Source organism: Rhizobium sp. K33 (assembly GCF_056501445.1).
The window spans coordinates 562195-577502 of the sequence record NZ_CP096478.1 but is presented as its reverse complement, the minus strand read 5'-3'; the positions used below and the strand labels follow the sequence as shown (position 1 = coordinate 577502).

General features: G+C 61.8%; 19 protein-coding genes and 1 pseudogene. 5 read left to right on the top strand and 15 right to left on the bottom strand.

All coding sequences use genetic code 11. The features are described 5' to 3' along the window. Positions 1 to 55: 55 nt before the first annotated feature. From rnhA to coxB, 14 genes and pseudogenes are all read right to left on the bottom strand, one after another. The gene (gene rnhA / locus M1E12_RS02735) at positions 56 to 526 is read right to left on the bottom strand and encodes a ribonuclease HI (protein WP_113460582.1); all 471 of its coding nucleotides are present in this window, start codon (positions 524 to 526) and stop codon (positions 56 to 58) included. Continuing rightward, positions 523 to 1488 (bottom strand): homoserine kinase, encoded by a 966-nt coding sequence (locus M1E12_RS02730; RefSeq protein WP_479563653.1) that lies wholly within the window; start codon positions 1486 to 1488, stop codon positions 523 to 525. The genes rnhA and M1E12_RS02730 overlap by 4 nt, the downstream gene beginning before the upstream one ends. 116 nt (positions 1489 to 1604) lie before the next feature. Beyond that, the gene (locus M1E12_RS02725) at positions 1605 to 2039 is read right to left on the bottom strand and encodes a type II toxin-antitoxin system HicB family antitoxin (protein ID WP_479563652.1); all 435 of its coding nucleotides are present in this window, start codon (positions 2037 to 2039) and stop codon (positions 1605 to 1607) included. A gap of 3 nt (positions 2040 to 2042) precedes the next feature. After that, a pseudogene (locus M1E12_RS02720) lies at positions 2043 to 2230 on the bottom strand (type II toxin-antitoxin system HicA family toxin). An 84-nt stretch (positions 2231 to 2314) separates the two neighbouring features. Then, a complete protein-coding gene (gene ispH / locus M1E12_RS02715; protein WP_479564808.1) occupies positions 2315 to 3313 on the bottom strand; it encodes a 4-hydroxy-3-methylbut-2-enyl diphosphate reductase in 999 nt (332 codons plus the stop codon). 10 nt (positions 3314 to 3323) lie between these two features. Further along, a complete protein-coding gene (locus tag M1E12_RS02710) occupies positions 3324 to 3689 on the bottom strand; it encodes a DUF1304 domain-containing protein (protein WP_113460586.1) in 366 nt (121 codons plus the stop codon). Between the two features lie 73 nt (positions 3690 to 3762). Then, the gene (locus tag M1E12_RS02705; protein ID WP_479564807.1) at positions 3763 to 4506 is read right to left on the bottom strand and encodes an SURF1 family protein; all 744 of its coding nucleotides are present in this window, start codon (positions 4504 to 4506) and stop codon (positions 3763 to 3765) included. A gap of 7 nt (positions 4507 to 4513) precedes the next feature. After that, on the bottom strand, positions 4514 to 4897 hold the full coding sequence (locus M1E12_RS02700) for a DUF983 domain-containing protein (protein ID WP_113460588.1): 384 nt from the start codon (positions 4895 to 4897) through the stop codon (positions 4514 to 4516). Positions 4898 to 5037: 140 nt separating this feature from the next. After that, positions 5038 to 5913, bottom strand: coding sequence for a cytochrome c oxidase subunit 3 (locus M1E12_RS02695; RefSeq protein WP_113460589.1), 876 nt, complete (start codon positions 5911 to 5913; stop codon positions 5038 to 5040). A gap of 55 nt (positions 5914 to 5968) precedes the next feature. Then, positions 5969 to 6577 (bottom strand): cytochrome c oxidase assembly protein, encoded by a 609-nt coding sequence (locus M1E12_RS02690; RefSeq protein WP_113460590.1) that lies wholly within the window; start codon positions 6575 to 6577, stop codon positions 5969 to 5971. A gap of 14 nt (positions 6578 to 6591) precedes the next feature. Beyond that, positions 6592 to 6726, bottom strand: coding sequence for a hypothetical protein (locus M1E12_RS02685; protein ID WP_113460591.1), 135 nt, complete (start codon positions 6724 to 6726; stop codon positions 6592 to 6594). Continuing rightward, the gene (locus M1E12_RS02680; protein ID WP_136538379.1) at positions 6726 to 7682 is read right to left on the bottom strand and encodes a heme o synthase; all 957 of its coding nucleotides are present in this window, start codon (positions 7680 to 7682) and stop codon (positions 6726 to 6728) included. The genes M1E12_RS02685 and M1E12_RS02680 overlap by 1 nt, the downstream gene beginning before the upstream one ends. A gap of 90 nt (positions 7683 to 7772) precedes the next feature. Next, positions 7773 to 9440, bottom strand: a complete 1668-nt coding sequence (gene ctaD / locus M1E12_RS02675) for a cytochrome c oxidase subunit I (RefSeq protein WP_113460593.1) — start codon at positions 9438 to 9440, stop codon at positions 7773 to 7775. A gap of 14 nt (positions 9441 to 9454) precedes the next feature. Further along, entirely contained in the window at positions 9455 to 10342 is an 888-nt protein-coding gene (coxB, locus tag M1E12_RS02670; RefSeq protein WP_136538377.1) for a cytochrome c oxidase subunit II, read from the bottom strand. A gap of 326 nt (positions 10343 to 10668) precedes the next feature. On the opposite strand from coxB, the gene M1E12_RS02665 reads away from it, so the two are divergent. From M1E12_RS02665 to M1E12_RS02645, 5 genes are all read left to right on the top strand, one after another. Beyond that, a complete protein-coding gene (locus M1E12_RS02665; protein ID WP_113460688.1) occupies positions 10669 to 11199 on the top strand; it encodes an invasion associated locus B family protein in 531 nt (176 codons plus the stop codon). Between the two features lie 114 nt (positions 11200 to 11313). Then, the gene (tldD, locus tag M1E12_RS02660) at positions 11314 to 12729 is read left to right on the top strand and encodes a metalloprotease TldD (RefSeq protein WP_479563651.1); all 1416 of its coding nucleotides are present in this window, start codon (positions 11314 to 11316) and stop codon (positions 12727 to 12729) included. Further along, complete coding sequence (locus M1E12_RS02655) at positions 12729 to 13151, top strand: bleomycin resistance protein (RefSeq protein WP_479564806.1); 423 nt, start codon at positions 12729 to 12731, stop codon at positions 13149 to 13151. Before tldD ends, M1E12_RS02655 begins: the two co-directional genes overlap by 1 nt. Positions 13152 to 13203: 52 nt before the next feature. After that, complete coding sequence (locus M1E12_RS02650) at positions 13204 to 13455, top strand: AbrB/MazE/SpoVT family DNA-binding domain-containing protein (protein WP_113460596.1); 252 nt, start codon at positions 13204 to 13206, stop codon at positions 13453 to 13455. Continuing rightward, the gene (locus M1E12_RS02645; RefSeq protein ID WP_479563650.1) at positions 13452 to 13850 is read left to right on the top strand and encodes a type II toxin-antitoxin system VapC family toxin; all 399 of its coding nucleotides are present in this window, start codon (positions 13452 to 13454) and stop codon (positions 13848 to 13850) included. Before M1E12_RS02650 ends, M1E12_RS02645 begins: the two co-directional genes overlap by 4 nt. Positions 13851 to 13900: 50 nt before the next feature. Here the strand turns inward: M1E12_RS02645 and M1E12_RS02640 are convergent, their stop codons facing one another. Then, a complete protein-coding gene (locus tag M1E12_RS02640) occupies positions 13901 to 15220 on the bottom strand; it encodes a serine hydrolase (protein WP_479563649.1) in 1320 nt (439 codons plus the stop codon). Positions 15221 to 15308 lie beyond the last annotated feature (88 nt).

The window sequence follows — 15308 nt, the reverse complement described above, 5'->3', positions numbered from 1 at the left end:
GCATCGGGGGAAAGGGCAAGGGGATGATGCGTGGCGCGCTCCCCCGCCCCTTCGATCACTTCACCATCAGGGACTTCGGGAAGCCGCCCGACTTCTTGAACGGCTCCATGCCTTTTCGGGCGAGTTCATCGGCGCGTTCGTTCTCCGGATGGCCGGCATGGCCCTTGACCCAGTGCCACTTGACCTTGTGACGCTGGTTGGCGGCGTCGAGCGCCTGCCAGAGTTCGCCATTCTTCACCGGCTTCTTGTCGGCGGTTTTCCAGCCGTTCTTCTTCCAGCCGAAGATCCACTTGGAAATGCCGTCCATGACGTATTTGCTGTCGGTGTAGAGATCGACCTCACAAGCGTCCTTCAGCGCGTTGAGCGCCGTGATGGTGGCAAGCAGCTCCATGCGGTTGTTGGTGGTATCCGCTTCGCCGCCGGAGAGTTCCTTTTCAACCTCGCCATAACGCAGCACCGCGCCCCAGCCACCGGGACCGGGATTGCCCGAGCAGGCGCCATCGGTGAAGATCTCGACATGTTTCATGAAATCAGTCCGTATTCGGAGGCATTGGTCACCGCGCGGTGGAAGCGCAGCTTCTTCAGATATTCGAGCGGATCCTTCTTCACCACCAGCGCCCCTTCCGGCGTCGTCAGCCAGTCGTAGAGGCGGGTGAGGAAGAAGCGGAGGGCCGAGCCACGGCAGAGCACGGGCAAGGCCGCGATCTCTTCGGCCGAAAGCGGGCGGACCGAGAGGTAGCCCTCGATCATCGCCTTGCCCTTGGTGATGTTGTAGGCACCGTCCTTCTCGAAGCACCAGGCATTGAGGCAGATCGAGAGATCGTAGACGAGGAAGTCGTTGCAGGCAAAATAGAAGTCGATCAGTCCCGAGAGATCATCGCCGAGGAAGAAGACGTTGTCGGGGAAGAGATCGGCATGGATGACGCCTGCCGGCAGATCCCCAGGCCAGTGGGCGGCGAGGAAATCGAGTTCGGCGCCGATTTCTTCCTCAAGCCCGGTTTCCACCTCGTCGGCACGCGCCTCGGATTTGGCCCAAAGCGTCTGCCAGCCTTCAAGCGACAGGGCATTCGGGCGGGTGAGTTCAAACCCCTCGCCCGCGACATGCATGCCGGCGAGCGCCTTGCCGACTTCGCGGCAGTGCTGGGCTTCGGGCTTGCGCAGCCACATGCCCTCCAGGAAGGAAATGAGCGCAGCTGGGCGACCGGAGAGTTCGCCCAGCAATTCGCCATCCTTGCGCGGCAGAGGCAGCGGGCAGGACAGCCCACGCTCGGAGAGGTGATGCATCAGCCCCAGGAAAAAGGGCAGATCATTGCGATCGACCCGCTTTTCGTAGAGCGTCAGGATCAGCGGCTGCTTTGACGTGTGGAGCAGGAAATTGGTGTTCTCGACACCTTCCGCGATGCCCTTGTAGGAAAGGAGCTCGCCGGCATCATACTCAGCCAGGAAGGCCTTGAGGTCGACTTCGTTGATATCCGTATAAACTGCCACAGGTGAGGTTCCGTGCCGCTTCGATAAGGTCCCGAGTCCTATAACGGGCCGGCCGACTGTGCCAGCCCTGGAACGACATGGGGCACAGGAAATGGGGCGTCACCGGCAGAGCAGTTTCATGCAGAAAGTGCATAGCCTTTGGCATTGCCGGGATTACCATCGTCTTTCATCTGCCGTTTTGCGGCCTGGGCAAGAAAGCCCGAACGCGTGAGGCCATGAGCTTCGGCATAGGCGTCGATTTCCCGCAGGACATCCTCGGGCAGCGTTATATTCAGCCTGACGGATTTTCTTGCCTGGCTCTTGAGCGGAATGAGGACCGCAACAGCATCCATGTTGGCCGGGTCGGCCATGATCTGCTCTAGTGAGGAAGGCTCCGGGATTGCTTCACCGTCCTCGACCATGCCCTCGACATGGAAGGCGAGCGCCTCCTCTGCCATCTGGCGTGCATCGTCCAGACTGGTACCGGCAGTCGCGATGCCAGGAAAATCTGGAAAGGATACGCCGTAGTCGCTCTCCGGCTCCTTATGAATCAATCCGATGTAGCTGCGCATGGTTCACCTCAGCTTCAAAGCTGCCTGTCTCTCGATACTCTTGAGCGTGCCGATCGGCAGATCCCGCTTTGGATGAGGGACGGTAACCCGACCGGGCTTCTGAGCATGCTTGAACTGCACGTGGCTCCCTTTTGTTGAGACACGAACCATCCATCCGCCTTCAATGCCGCAATGACATCAGCGCTCTTCATGCCGAAGATAATACACACTCAGTGTGGATTCTGCAAACGCGTCGCTGCGAGAGTCACGGACGGCGGACAGCCATCCGCAATGCCTCAGCCATTTACCCAGGCCATGTCCTCGCGGGTGAGCTCCACGTCGCGCAGTTCGCGATTGACGAGGAAATGCTCGTTCTCTTCCGCCGTGATCGCCAGTTCGACCCTGGCGTCGAAGCGTTCGCGGAAGGCGTCGATGATTTCGTCGACGATGACCTCCGGCGCCGAGGCGCCGGCGGAGATGCCGAGCGTCTTGATCTCGCCGATCTCGGCCCAATCGATTTCCGAGGCGCGCTGCACGAGGAGCGAGCGGGTGGCTCCGGCCCGCAAGGCCACCTCGACGAGACGCTTGGAATTCGAAGAATTCGGCGCACCGACGACGATGAAGAGGTCGCAGCCTGGAGCCGCGTGCTTCACCGCTTCCTGGCGATTGGTGGTGGCGTAGCAGATGCTGTCGGCCGAGGGGGCCGTGAGATTGGGGAAACGCTCCGACAGCTTGGCGATGACACCGGCGGTGTCGTCGACGGAAAGCGTGGTCTGCGTGACGTAACCGAGATTGTCAGGATCGGCGGGCTGATAGGCAGCGGCATCCTCGACGGTTTCGACCAGCGAGACGGTACCTTCCGGCAGCTGGCCCATGGTGCCGATCACTTCCGGATGACCGGCATGGCCGATCAGGATCACGTGACGGCCGAGGCGCTGGTGCCGCATGGCCTGCTTGTGCACCTTGGAGACCAGAGGACAAGTGGCGTCGAGGTAAAAGAGGTTCCGGCTCGCCGCATCTTCGGGAACCGATTTCGGAACGCCATGCGCCGAGAAGACGACCGGCTGCTCCCGGTGCTCGGCGGGGATCTCATCGAGCTCCTCGACAAAAATTGCGCCCTTGGCCTCAAGCCCCTCCACGACATACCTGTTGTGGACGATCTCGTGACGCACATAAACCGGCGCTCCGTAGCGCTTCAAAGCCAAAACGACGATCTGGATGGCGCGGTCGACGCCGGCGCAGAAGCCGCGCGGGCCGCAAAGCCTGATCGTCAGAGGGGGGCGGTTCATGTGCATGTTCATGTGGTCAGCCGGCAATCAGGACAGCAAGGATGGCGATGGCCGCCGGAAGCGCCTGGATGACGAAGATCTTCCGCGAGGCCGTTGCACCCCCATATAGGCCCGCGACCAGCACACAGCCAAGGAAAAACAACTGGATTTGATAGCCGAAGGCCAGATCGGGATGCAGCAGGCCCCAGATCAGGCCGGCGGCGAGGAAGCCGTTGTAGAGACCTTGGTTCGCAGCCATCACCTTGGTGGCCTCTGCCTGTTCCGGCTTCAGGCCAAAGGCGCGGCGGCCGGTCGGGGTCGTCCAGAGAAACATCTCGAGGACGAGGATGTAGATGTGTTCGAGCGCGACGAGCGCGACCAGTGTCGATGCGATATAGGACATGCAGTTCCCCCTGCCCGCCTGCGATTCCGGCGGTCTGTCCGATGTCTCTAGCGGAAAAGCTCGCGAGCGACCATCAGCTTCTGCGCTTAACAAGGCCCGCGATGGTGACCGCGACCAGCGCGACGGCAAGGCCGTACCAGGTGATCGCATATTGCAGATGGTTGTTCGGCAGGTCGATCTGCGTCACTCCGCCCTTCGGCAGACCACCTGCGACCGGACTTGCGTCCGCATCCAGGAAGAAGGGCAGCACGCGGCCCTCCGGCAGGTCGACGGAGGCTGCCATTCGGGCGCGGTCCTTCCAGTAGAAGATGTTGGCCCGCTCGTCATTGTCGGGCACCAGGGACGAAGGCTTTTCCTGAAGTTCCGCCCGCGCGAGACCTGTAACGGTCTGCTCGCCCGCCACCAGGCTTTCCGGACGACTGGCGGGATCCTTGCGGTCATAGGGCACGAAGCCGCGGTTGACGAAGAGGTAGCGGCCGTCGGCAAGCTGCAGCGGCGTGTAAAGATAGAAGCCTGATTGGCCTTTGAAGGTCGCGAGGAAGTGGCGCTCCTTGTCGTGCAGGTACTCACCGCTTGCCGTGGCATGGCGGTAGTCGATGGGCTCTCCTGCTGCGATCAGGCGTTCCAGCTCGGCGACATCCACCGGAGCAGCCGTGCTGCGCTGCTGGATGTCCGTGAGCAGGGTTTCCTTCCAGTGCAGCCGGTTGACCTGCCAGGTGCCGAGCGACAACAGGATCACGAGGGCAATGGGCACAAGCACCAAGCCTGCCCAGAAGCGCCAGGTGCGGCGGTTCTCGGCACCCTTTTCCCCGGTCAGCCGCGTGTCAGCCACGGTCGATTACCCCTTGGGAGGCGTTGTGCTTGTATTGCAGGGCAATGAGCAACGCCTTGAGGAAACGCATGAGCCAGAGCGTGAGCGCCACACCGAGTGGCGCGAAGACCAGGATGTGGAGCCAGACGGAGGGCTGGTAGGTGAGCTCCACCCAGACGGCGAATCCGACGACAAGCAGGTCGGCGAGCAGAATGACGAAGATCGCTGGGCCGTCGCCCGCATCCACCCAGGAGAGGTCAAGGCCGCAGGAATTGCAGCGAGCCTTCGGCTTGGTGAAACCGTCAAAGAGCTTGCCATTGCCGCAGCGCGGGCAGGACGCCGTCAGCGCCGCCTTGACCGGATCTACCGGCGGAAATTTCGCGTTGTCTTCGGTCATCAGACCTCTCCTTCATGCTGCTTCTCGTCCCCGGCCAACCCTTAGAGGAAGCCGGGGTTCCCGGCGAGCGCCGGATCGTCGCAGGCCTTAACGCATGAAGGGCGGCTTTCGCCGCCCTTCCAAGACTTTCATCACCCGGATCAATGGGCGAGCGGTGCACCCCAATCGCCCCAGATGTAGATGGCGAAGAAGAGGAACAGCCAGACGACGTCAACGAAGTGCCAGTACCAGGCAGCGGCTTCGAAGCCGAAATGCTGCTGCGGGGTGAAGTGGCCGGCCATGGCGCGGAACAGGCACACGATCAGGAAGATCGTACCGACCAGAACGTGGAAGCCATGGAAGCCGGTCGCCATGAAGAACGTGGCGCCATAGATCGAGTTCTTGAAGTCGAACGGCGAGTGAATGTACTCGTAGGCCTGGACGAACGAGAACAGGATGCCGAGCAGAACGGTCAGCACGAGGCCGGAAACGAGGCCCTTGCGGTCGTTGTGCAGCATCGCATGGTGCGCCCAGGTCACGCAGGTGCCCGACAGCAGCAGGATGACGGTGTTGTAGAGCGGCAGGTGCCAGGGATCGACAACTTCGATGCCAACCGGGGGCCACTGGCCGCCGGTGAACTCGACGCGGCTGGCCTGGATCGCCTCGTTGGCGAAGAGGCTGGCGTCGAAGAAGGCCCAGAACCAGGCAACGAAGAACATCACTTCAGAAGCGATGAACATGATCATGCCGTAGCGCAGATGCAGCGACACGACGCGGGTGTGGTGCCCGTCGTGGGCTTCCTTGATCGTGTCGGCCCACCAGGCGAACATCGTGAAGAGCACGATGGCAAGGCCGATGAAGAAGAGCCACGGCGTGGCGAAATCGATGCCGAACAGGTTCAGCGAGCCGCCGTTGAGGTAGCGCATGTAGCCGACGCCACCGAAGGTAAGGACGAAGGCACCGATCGAGGCCAGAAGCGGCCAGGGGCTCGGGTCGATGATGTGGTAGTCGTGGTTCTTCTGGTGCGCTTCGGCCATTTCAGCAATCCCCGAATGTCAATTTCATTACGAGTTCCGGCGAACCGGAGCCCTCTCACAGTTTCGGCTGTTCCTTGTCTTCCCCGACCGACAATGCGGCCACCGGCTCCTGATCATCGCGCGGGTAGAAGGTGTAGGACAGGGTAATCGTGCCGATGCCCTTGGTCTCCTCCGCCTCGACAATGGCGGGATCGACAAAGAAGACAACAGGCATTTCGAGTGTCTCGCCCGGCTGCAACGTGGTCTCGGTGAAGCAGAAGCACTGGACCTTGTTAAAGTAGGCACCGGCTTCGCCGGGGGTGACGTTGAAGATCGCCTCACCCGTGACCGGGTGGGAGGAATTGTTGGTCGCGGTGTACATGATCTGGACGGTCTCGCCGATCCTTGGCGTGACCTTCTTGTCGACCGCCTTGAAATCCCAGTTCAGACCGGAAGAGGCATTGGCGTCGAAGGTGACGTTGATCGTCCGATCCAGGACCACATCCGACATCTGCTCGACGCGCTGAGTCGTGCCGCCATAACCGGTGACCTGGCAGAAGAGCTGATAGAGCGGAACGGCCGCATAGGCCATGCCGACCATGCCACCGACGAAGACGACGCAAGCGGTCGCCACGCCGATATTGCGGCGGTTCGAAACCTTCGTGTTGTCGTTCTGTACAGTCACGGTGCGAAGCCTCGTTAACCCACGTTACCGATCTTGATGATGGTCACGACATAGAAGATGACCACCAGCGCTGCGAGGACCACGCCGAGCGCGATGTTGCGGCCGCGGCGCGACTTCTTCTGCTTCTCGTTCAATTCCACGGTGTCCATCAGGCGGCACCTCCGAAGCTTGCCGCGAGCGGCGCGACATAGAAGTCGATCATCAGAGCCGAGAAGATCGCGAAGAGATAGAAGATCGAATAGGCAAAGAGCTTCTTGGCCGGGACCATCTTTTCATCGCCGTCGGCCATGCGCCAGACGGCGATGGAACAGTGGATGAAGACGGCGCCGAGAAGGGCTGCGACAATGCCGTACCCGATCGAGGACAGGCCGGTGAAGGTCGGCAATACGCCGGTGACGGCGGTCAGCACGGCATAGACCGCGATCTGGCGCTTGGTCGAGGGGATGCCCGCGACATTCGGCATCATCGGCACGCCGACCGCGCCGTAGTCCTTCATCTTGAAGAGCGCGAGCGCCCAGAAATGCGCCGGCGTCCAGAGGAAGATGATCATGAACAGGATGAAGCTGTCGAGCGACACGCCGCCGGTGACGCAGGCCCAGCCGACCATGGGCGGGAAGGCCCCGGCCGCACCGCCGATCACGATGTTCTGCGGCGTCGAGCGCTTTAGCCACATCGTGTAGACGACGGCGTAGAAGAAGATCGTGAAGGCGAGCAGGCCGGCTGCGAACCAGTTGACCGCGAGGCCAAGCAGACCGACCGAGAAGACCGAGAGAACGAGACCGAAGGCAAGCGCCTCTTCCGGCGTGACGCGGCCTGCGGGAACCGGGCGGGTCGCCGTGCGGCTCATGACGGCATCGATATCGGCATCGTACCACATGTTGAGCGCGCCGGAGGCCCCTGCCCCGACCGCGATGCAGAGAATGGCGATGAAGCCGATGATGGGATTGATTTCGCCCGGCGCGAGGACAAGGCCTGCAAGCGCCGTAAAGACGACGAGCGACATGACACGCGGCTTGAGGAGCGCGAAGAAATCGCGCGGGCCGGCTTCGGACAGGCGGACTTCGCCTTCGATGCCGAATACGTCGCGATTGTCGATGACCGTCATGCTTTCGAATTCCGTCTTTCGTTGGTTTTGCGGGCGCCGCGATCCTTGAAGACCGCGGCGCCCGATATCATTGGGCAGATCCGGTGCTGCTTACTTGATCTTCGGCAGCTGTTCCCACTGGTGGTACGGCGGCGGCGAAGACAGCTGCCATTCCAGCGTGGTCGCACCTTCACCCCAGGGGTTGTCGCCGGCGACGCGCTTCTTGGCGAAGGCTTCGAAGACGCCGTAGAGGAAGACGAGAACCGCAAAGGCCGAGATGTAGGAGCCGATCGACGAGACATAGTTCCAGCCGGCATAGGCATCCGGATAGTCGATGTAGCGGCGCGGCATGCCGGCGAGGCCGAGGAAGTGCTGCGGGAAGAACACCAGGTTGACGCCGATGAACATGATCCAGAAGTGCAGCTTGCCGACGAACTCGTTGTACATGTAGCCGGTGATCTTCGGGAACCAGTAGTACCAGCCGGCGAAGATCGCGAAGACGGCGCCGAGCGACAGAACGTAGTGGAAGTGAGCCACGACGTAGTAGGTGTCATGCAGCGAGCGGTCGAGACCGGCGTTGGCGAGCTGGACGCCCGTGACGCCACCGACGGTGAAGAGGAAGATGAAGCCGATCGCCCAGACCATCGGGGTCTTGAAGCTCAGCGAACCACCCCACATCGTCGCGATCCAGGAGAAGATCTTGATGCCGGTCGGCACCGCGATGACCATGGTTGCGAAGAGGAAGTAGCGCTGGGCGGCAAGCGACAGGCCAACCGTATACATGTGGTGGGCCCAGACGACGAAGCCGACGGCGCCGATGCCGACCATGGCATAGGCCATGCCGAGGTAGCCGAAGACCGGCTTCTTCGAGAAGGTCGAGACGATGTGGCTGACGATGCCGAAGCCGGGGAGGATCAGGATGTAGACTTCCGGGTGACCGAAGAACCAGAACAGGTGCTGGTAGAGAACCGGGTCACCACCGCCTTCAGGAGAGAAGAAGGTCGTGCCGAAGTTGCGGTCGGTCAGGAGCATGGTGATGCCGCCGGCGAGAACCGGGAGCGACAGCAGCAGAAGGAAGGCAGTGACCAGAACAGCCCAGGCGAAGAGCGGCATCTTGTGCAGCGTCATGCCCGGAGCGCGCATGTTCAGGATCGTGGTGATGAAGTTGATCGCACCGAGGATCGAGGACGCACCGGAGACGTGGAGCGCAAAGATCGCAAGGTCAACGGCCGGCCCGGGCTGGCCCGAGGTCGCAAGAGGCGGATAGAGCGTCCAGCCACCGCCGACGCCATAGGCGCCTGCCGGACCTTCGACGAACATCGAAAGCACAAGCAGCAGGAAGGCCGGGACGATCAGCCAGAAGGAGATGTTGTTGAGGCGCGGGAAAGCCATGTCCGGAGCGCCGATCATGATCGGGATCATCCAGTTGGCAAAGCCGCCGATCAGCGCCGGCATGACCATGAAGAAGATCATGATCAGGGCGTGCGCCGTCGTGAAGACGTTGTACATGTGCTTGCCGCCATCGATGGCAGCGTCACCTTCGAAGCCGTAGACCATGGACGCCAGACCGTGGAAGATCTGGATGCCCGGATCCTGCAGCTCCATGCGCATGGCAACCGAGAGAGCGGCACCGACGATACCCGCCATGATCGCGAAGATCAGATAGAGGGTACCGATGTCCTTGTGGTTGGTCGACAGGAACCAGCGAGCAAAGAAGCTCGGCTTATGGTCGTGATGTGCGCCGTGCGCGTGTTCGTCGTGGGCAACAGAGCCAGCCATTGACCTCACTCCTCTCAGTTCGTGATGTTTTCAGCCGTCTGGACGGCGGCGGGAGCGCCATCGACAGCAGCCATAAGAGCGCGGTTGGCGCCGGAGAGATCCGAGGTCGCGGCCTGGAGCCAGGTCGCATACTGCTCGTCGGAGACCACGCGGATGGCGATAGGCATGAACGCATGGTCCTTGCCGCACAGCTCCGAACACTGGCCGTAGTAGAGGCCTTCGCGATCGGCGCGGAACCAGGTCTCGTTCAGACGGCCCGGGATGGCGTCGATCTTGATACCGAAAGCCGGCATCGCAAAGGCGTGGATAACGTCTGTCGGGGCAGCGGTCACGAGGAGGCGAACCGTCTTGCCGACGGGTACGACGACTTCGTTGTCCACAGCCAGGAGACGCGGATAGCGAGCGACGTCTTCCTTGCCGATGGCTGCACGGTCGGTGTCCTTCAGCATGTAGCTGTCGAAGGAGACGGCCTGCTCGCCTTCATACTCATAGGACCACAGCCACTGGGTGGCGGTCGCCTTGATGGTGACGTCGGGATTTTCCGGCATCTTCAACTGATAGGTCAGCAGGTTGAAGGACGGGATCGCGATGGCGAAGAGAATGAGGACAGGAGCCACCGTCCAGACGATTTCGATCGCCGTGTTGTGGCTCGTCTTCGACGGCACCGGATTGGCGGCGGCGCGGAACTTCACGACCACGAGGATCAAAAGAATCAGAACAAAGATGGTGATCGGAACGATGAACCACAGAGTGTACTGCTCGAACCAGCTGTTGAACTCCATGATGGAGGTCGCTGGTTCCTGCATACCCATCTGCCAGGGCCTCGGCTGATCGGCGAAGCCTACAGAAGCGAAAAGCAGACAGGCCAAGCCGGCCAAGGCTGCATAGGTTCTCTTCATCACGGTTTGGTCTCCCACAAGCGCTTGATCCACATCAAACCATAGCGCAAAAATCATGCTAGTGTCGCCGTTTCAAATCACAGATTGGCCGCAATCGCAATACGCCCGCGCGAAAGCCGGTGCGGCATTTTTGCGCTTCATCAAATACATGCGCCCGTGATGCACAGGCTTTCCCCAGATGCACCCGCAGGAGGCGCATGATTGCGCTTCCACCCGACATGCGAAGTCCCAATTATGCCGCACTCGGCCTTAAAACAGGCATCGGGGCTTCCCATTTGCACCCCCCGGCGACAAGAATGTCGGCAATGATTCGTTTTCCAGAGGTTTTCATGGGTCTGCCAAGACTTGCCTGGTCCAGCCTGACCGCGAGCGCCGTGCTGATCGCTGCACTCGCCACACCAGCCCAGAGCCAGCAACCCCAACAACAGCCGGGCTCGATCCGTTCCAATCATGGCGCCTGGTCTGTCATCTGCGACAAGCCGGCGGGCGCTGCCGAAGAGCAGTGCGCCCTGATGCAGAACGTCATCGCCGAAGACCGGCCGGAGGTTGGTCTCTCGGTCGTCGTGTTGAAGACGGCCGACCGCAAGGCCCGCATCCTGCGCATTCTCGCCCCGCTCGGCGTGCTCTTGAAGGACGGGATGGAGCTCTTCGTCGACGGCAACAATATCGGGCGCGCCTATTTCACCCGCTGCTTCTCGGAAGGCTGCTATGTCGAGGTCGAGATCGACGAGGAGCTGATGAAGATCCTGCGCGCCGGCAAGGCCGCGGTCTTTGCGCTGCGCGAATCTGCTGACCAGGACCGCGTCGGCATCCCGATCGAATTGGCGGGCTTCGGAGAAGGTTACGACAAGCTGCCCTGAAGCCGCATCCGGTCGCCGGATCGTGATGACATTCTATCCAGGGGCAAGTCCGGCAGGCTTGCCCCTTTTTCGTGGCGCGCCTACATGCAGGGACCCGCGCCCAAGGAGACTTGCATGACCCAGGACCTTCTCTCCCTCTTCGATTGCGACGAAGCCACGCTGACGCGCCGCGTCGCCGATGCACTCAAGGGCGCAGACGACGGCGAGCTCTTCGTCGAGCATGCGCAGGCGGAATCGCTCACCTTCGACAATGGGCGCCTGAAGGGTGGCTCGTTCAACACCGACCAGGGTTTTGGCCTGCGGGCTGTCGCCGATGAGGCCGTGGGTTATGCCCATTCTGGCGAACTCTCGCTCTCTGCCCTCTCCCGGGCGGCCGATGCTGTTGGCGCGGTGACACATGGCTATTCCGGCTCCTATGCAACGGCGCCGCAGCGGACCAACGCCAAGCTCTATGGCGACGGCAACCCGATCGGCTCGCCGACCTTCGAGGAGAAGGTGAAGCTCCTGTCCGAGATCGACGCCTATCTGCGCGACAAGGACCCCAAGGTGCGGCAGGTGACGGCGACCGTCGGCGCCAGCTGGCAGGTGGTCGAGATCCTGCGCGCCGACGGACACCGGGTGCGCGACATCCGCCCGATGACTCGCATCAACATTTCGGTCGTCACGGGTACGGGAGACCGCCAGGAAAGCGGCTCCTTCGGGGTCGGCGGGCGCATGGGCTTTCAGGATTTCCTGACCGAAGAGAGCTGGCGTCGCGGTGCCGACGAGGCGCTGCGGCAGGCACTGGTCAATCTCGAAGCCGAGGAAGCGCCTGCTGGTACGATGGACATCGTGCTCGGCAATGGCTGGCCGGGCGTCATGCTGCACGAGGCGGTCGGCCACGGGCTGGAAGGCGACTTCAACCGCAAGAAGACATCGGCCTTTGCCGGGCTGATGGGCGAGATGGTGGCCGCCCCCGGCGTGACCGTCGTCGACGACGGCACGATCAACGATCGGCGCGGGTCGATCACCGTGGACGACGAGGGCACACCCTCCGGCTATAACGTGCTGATCGAGAACGGCAAACTCGTCGGCTACATGCAGGACCGGCAGAATGCCCGCCTGATGGGCATGAAGGCGACCGGCAATGGCCGCCGCCAGGGTTATGCCCACCAGCCGATGCCCCGCATGACCAACACCTACATGCTCTCGGGCGACAAGACGCCGGAAGAGATCATCGCGTCCGTGAAGAAGGGCATCTATGCCGTTTCCTTCGGCGGCGGCCAGGTGGACATCACCTCCGGCAAGTTCGTCTTTGGCTGCACCGAGGCCTATCTGATCGAAAACGGCAAGATCGGCGCGCCGGTCAAGGGCGCCATGCTGATCGGCAATGGGCCCGACGCCATGAAGCGCATCACCATGATCGGCAACGACACGAAGCTCGACACGGGCATCGGCAATTGCGGCAAGGCCGGCCAGTGGGTGCCCGTCGGTGTCGGTCAACCGCATCTCCGGATGGACCAGATCACGGTTGGCGGGACTAAGGCTTGATCGACAATGCGCTGGTTCCCGAGCTTGGCGTCAGCGACTGGCGCACGAGCCGCGCCTTCTATCTCGATCTGATCGGCTTCGACGTCGCCTATGAGCGGCCGGAGGAAGGCTTCAGCTACCTGACGCTTGGTGAGGCACAGCTGATGATCGATCAGATCGGCATTGGGCGCACGTTCGAGATCGATGAGGCGCCTTTGGAACGGCCTTTCGGGCGCGGGCTTAATCTGCAGATCCTGGTGCCGAACGTAAATGACATCCTCACCCGCCTCGCTGCGGCAGGGGTGCCGCTTTATCTGCCGCTCGAAGAGAAATGGTATCGGCGCGACGACCACGAAATCGGCAACCGTCAATTCGTCGTTGCGGATCCGGATGGCTACTTGCTGCGGCTGTTCGAGGACATGGGACCCCGTGCCCTGCCTTGAGCAGCTTGCCGGAATGTAATTTTCCATTACAATTCGGGTGAAGGAGTGTCCCATGACATCGCTTACGGTCACCATGAAGGGTCAGGTTACGCTGAAGCGGGAGCTTCTGCAGCATCTCGGGATCAAGCCGGGAGAGAGGATCGCGCTGGAGAAGTTGCCGGGGGGTGAGTTGCGTGTTCGAGCTGAACGTCCAGCAGGAACCATCTCATCGTTTATCGGTCGTCACGCCGGCAAGATGAAGAAGCCGCTCACTGTTGACGAGATCAATGAGATTGCAGCGTCCGGCTGGGCCGGCGAGAAATGAACATTTCGGTCGACACGAATGTCCTGATCCGCGCCGTTCTGCAAGATGACCCCGTTCAGGGAGCGGCTGCAGCCAGGATCATGTCCGAGGCCTCGCTGATCGCGATCTCCCTGCCCTGCCTCTGCGAATTCGTCTGGGTTCTCAGACGCGGTGCGAAACTCTCTGTGATCGAAGTGGGGCAGTCGATCCGCGATCTCCTGGAAACGGAGAATGTTGCGATGAACCGTCCGGCAGTCGAGGCCGGGTTGGCCATGCTGGAGGCAGGCGGCGATTTCGCCGATGGCGTGATCGCTCATGAGGGCAGATGGCTAGGCGGCGAATTGTTCTATTCGTTCGACAAGGACGCGGTCGCACTGCTGACGAAGATCGGTCAGCCTGCAGACATCCCTGACTAACCTGCTGATCGGACCAAGCTGTCAAATGACGATCCGAGTGGGCCGAACACTCACCCCCGTGCCGGCATCAACACGCAGTCGTAGCGCTGGCGGACCAGCTTGTCGCAGGCGGTGCGGGCTTCTTCCTTGTTGTCGAAGCCGGTGAAGCGGGCGCGGTAGAAGGTGATGCCGTTGCGGGTGACCATTTCGGTATAGGTGTCGAGGTCCTGCAGCGGGCCGCCGACCTTCTGGCGGGCCTGGGAGAGGAGATCCATCGCTGCCTGGGCGGAGGTCGCGGCGGCGATCTGGATCTGCCACTTGCGCTCGGTCGAGGCCGGGAGCGTGCTTGCGGTGTGCTGCGGATCGACAGGGGCGAAACGGCTTGCCGGGGTGGGCACGAGGTCTGCCGGGACAGGCGTGCCCGCCGAGGGAGCATAAGCCGATGCGGTTTCGGGCGCGGCGACGCCGGTGACGCCGGCCAGGCTCTGGACTGCGGCAAGTGCCGACTGGCGCGACGCCGGAACCGGCACTTCATCGCCGAGACGGGCGAGATCCATCTGAACGCCCGTCGAGCGGGAAACGAGGAGCTGGCTGCCGGTCGAGGCCTTCTTGATGTTGGCGTCGATCAGCCGCTCCATGATCTTGTCGCGGCTGGCGGCAGTGCGACCGCCCATCACCACGCCGATCACCCGGCGGCCATCCTTTTCCACGGCGCTCACGAGATTGAAACCGGATGCATTGGTATAGCCGGTCTTGATGCCGTCCATGCCCTTGTAGCGATACATCAGGTTGTTGTGGCCACTGATCGTCTTGCCGCGGAACTTGAAGCTCTTGGTGGCGAAGAGTTCGTATTCCTTCGGAAAGTCGCGCATCAGGGCGACACCGAGGGTCGACATGTCGCGGGCCGTGGTGAACTGCTGGTCATGCGGCAGACCGGAGGCATTGAAGAAGGTGGTATTCATCATGCCGAGCGAACGGGCCTTGCGCGTCATCAGCGCGGCAAAGCCTTCCTCGCTGCCGCCCAGCTTTTCGCCGACGGCGGCCGCCGCATCGTTGGCAGACTTCACGATCATGGCGAGAACCGCCTCGCGCACGGTGATCGAGTCACCGGCCTTCACGAAAAGCTTGGTCGGCGGGCGAGAGGCGGCATGTTTCGAAAAGGGAACCGGGCTGTCCCAGCTGAGCTTGCCTGCCTTGATGGCGTCGAAGACCATGTAGACCGACATCATCTTCGTGAGAGAGGCCGGATGATTGAGCACGTCGGGATTTTCGGAGGCAAGAACTTCGCCGGTGCGGGCATCGAGAAGGAGTTGGGCACTGCCTGCGTGAGCTGCGCTCGAGAGGGAGAGGATCGCCACGCAAAACGAGAACGCGATCAACAACTTGCTCATGAAAACTCCAATGCCGCCCGGATTTCAATGATGACTGTGACAGGCTCGATTCGATCGATCCGCCGTCTTGAGGTTGAGGCCCTATGGC

Excerpts from the sequence above, each read along its gene's own strand:
- M1E12_RS02725 (WP_479563652.1), bottom strand. The coding sequence starts at position 2,039 with ATGCGCAGCTACATCGGATTGATTCATAAGGAGCCGGAGAGCGACTAC.
- M1E12_RS02650 (WP_113460596.1), top strand. The coding sequence starts at position 13,204 with ATGACATCGCTTACGGTCACCATGAAGGGTCAGGTTACGCTGAAGCGG.
- M1E12_RS02665 (WP_113460688.1), top strand. The coding sequence starts at position 10,669 with ATGGGTCTGCCAAGACTTGCCTGGTCCAGCCTGACCGCGAGCGCCGTG.
- M1E12_RS02685 (WP_113460591.1), bottom strand. The coding sequence starts at position 6,726 with ATGGACACCGTGGAATTGAACGAGAAGCAGAAGAAGTCGCGCCGCGGC.
- M1E12_RS02645 (WP_479563650.1), top strand. The coding sequence starts at position 13,452 with ATGAACATTTCGGTCGACACGAATGTCCTGATCCGCGCCGTTCTGCAA.
- M1E12_RS02680 (WP_136538379.1), bottom strand. The coding sequence starts at position 7,682 with ATGACGGTCATCGACAATCGCGACGTATTCGGCATCGAAGGCGAAGTC.
- tldD (WP_479563651.1), top strand. The coding sequence starts at position 11,314 with ATGACCCAGGACCTTCTCTCCCTCTTCGATTGCGACGAAGCCACGCTG.
- M1E12_RS02640 (WP_479563649.1), bottom strand. The coding sequence starts at position 15,220 with ATGAGCAAGTTGTTGATCGCGTTCTCGTTTTGCGTGGCGATCCTCTCC.
- rnhA (WP_113460582.1), bottom strand. The coding sequence starts at position 526 with ATGAAACATGTCGAGATCTTCACCGATGGCGCCTGCTCGGGCAATCCC.
- M1E12_RS02700 (WP_113460588.1), bottom strand. The coding sequence starts at position 4,897 with ATGACCGAAGACAACGCGAAATTTCCGCCGGTAGATCCGGTCAAGGCG.
- M1E12_RS02710 (WP_113460586.1), bottom strand. The coding sequence starts at position 3,689 with ATGTCCTATATCGCATCGACACTGGTCGCGCTCGTCGCGCTCGAACAC.
- M1E12_RS02695 (WP_113460589.1), bottom strand. The coding sequence starts at position 5,913 with ATGGCCGAAGCGCACCAGAAGAACCACGACTACCACATCATCGACCCG.
- ctaD (WP_113460593.1), bottom strand. The coding sequence starts at position 9,440 with ATGGCTGGCTCTGTTGCCCACGACGAACACGCGCACGGCGCACATCAC.
- ispH (WP_479564808.1), bottom strand. The coding sequence starts at position 3,313 with ATGCACATGAACCGCCCCCCTCTGACGATCAGGCTTTGCGGCCCGCGC.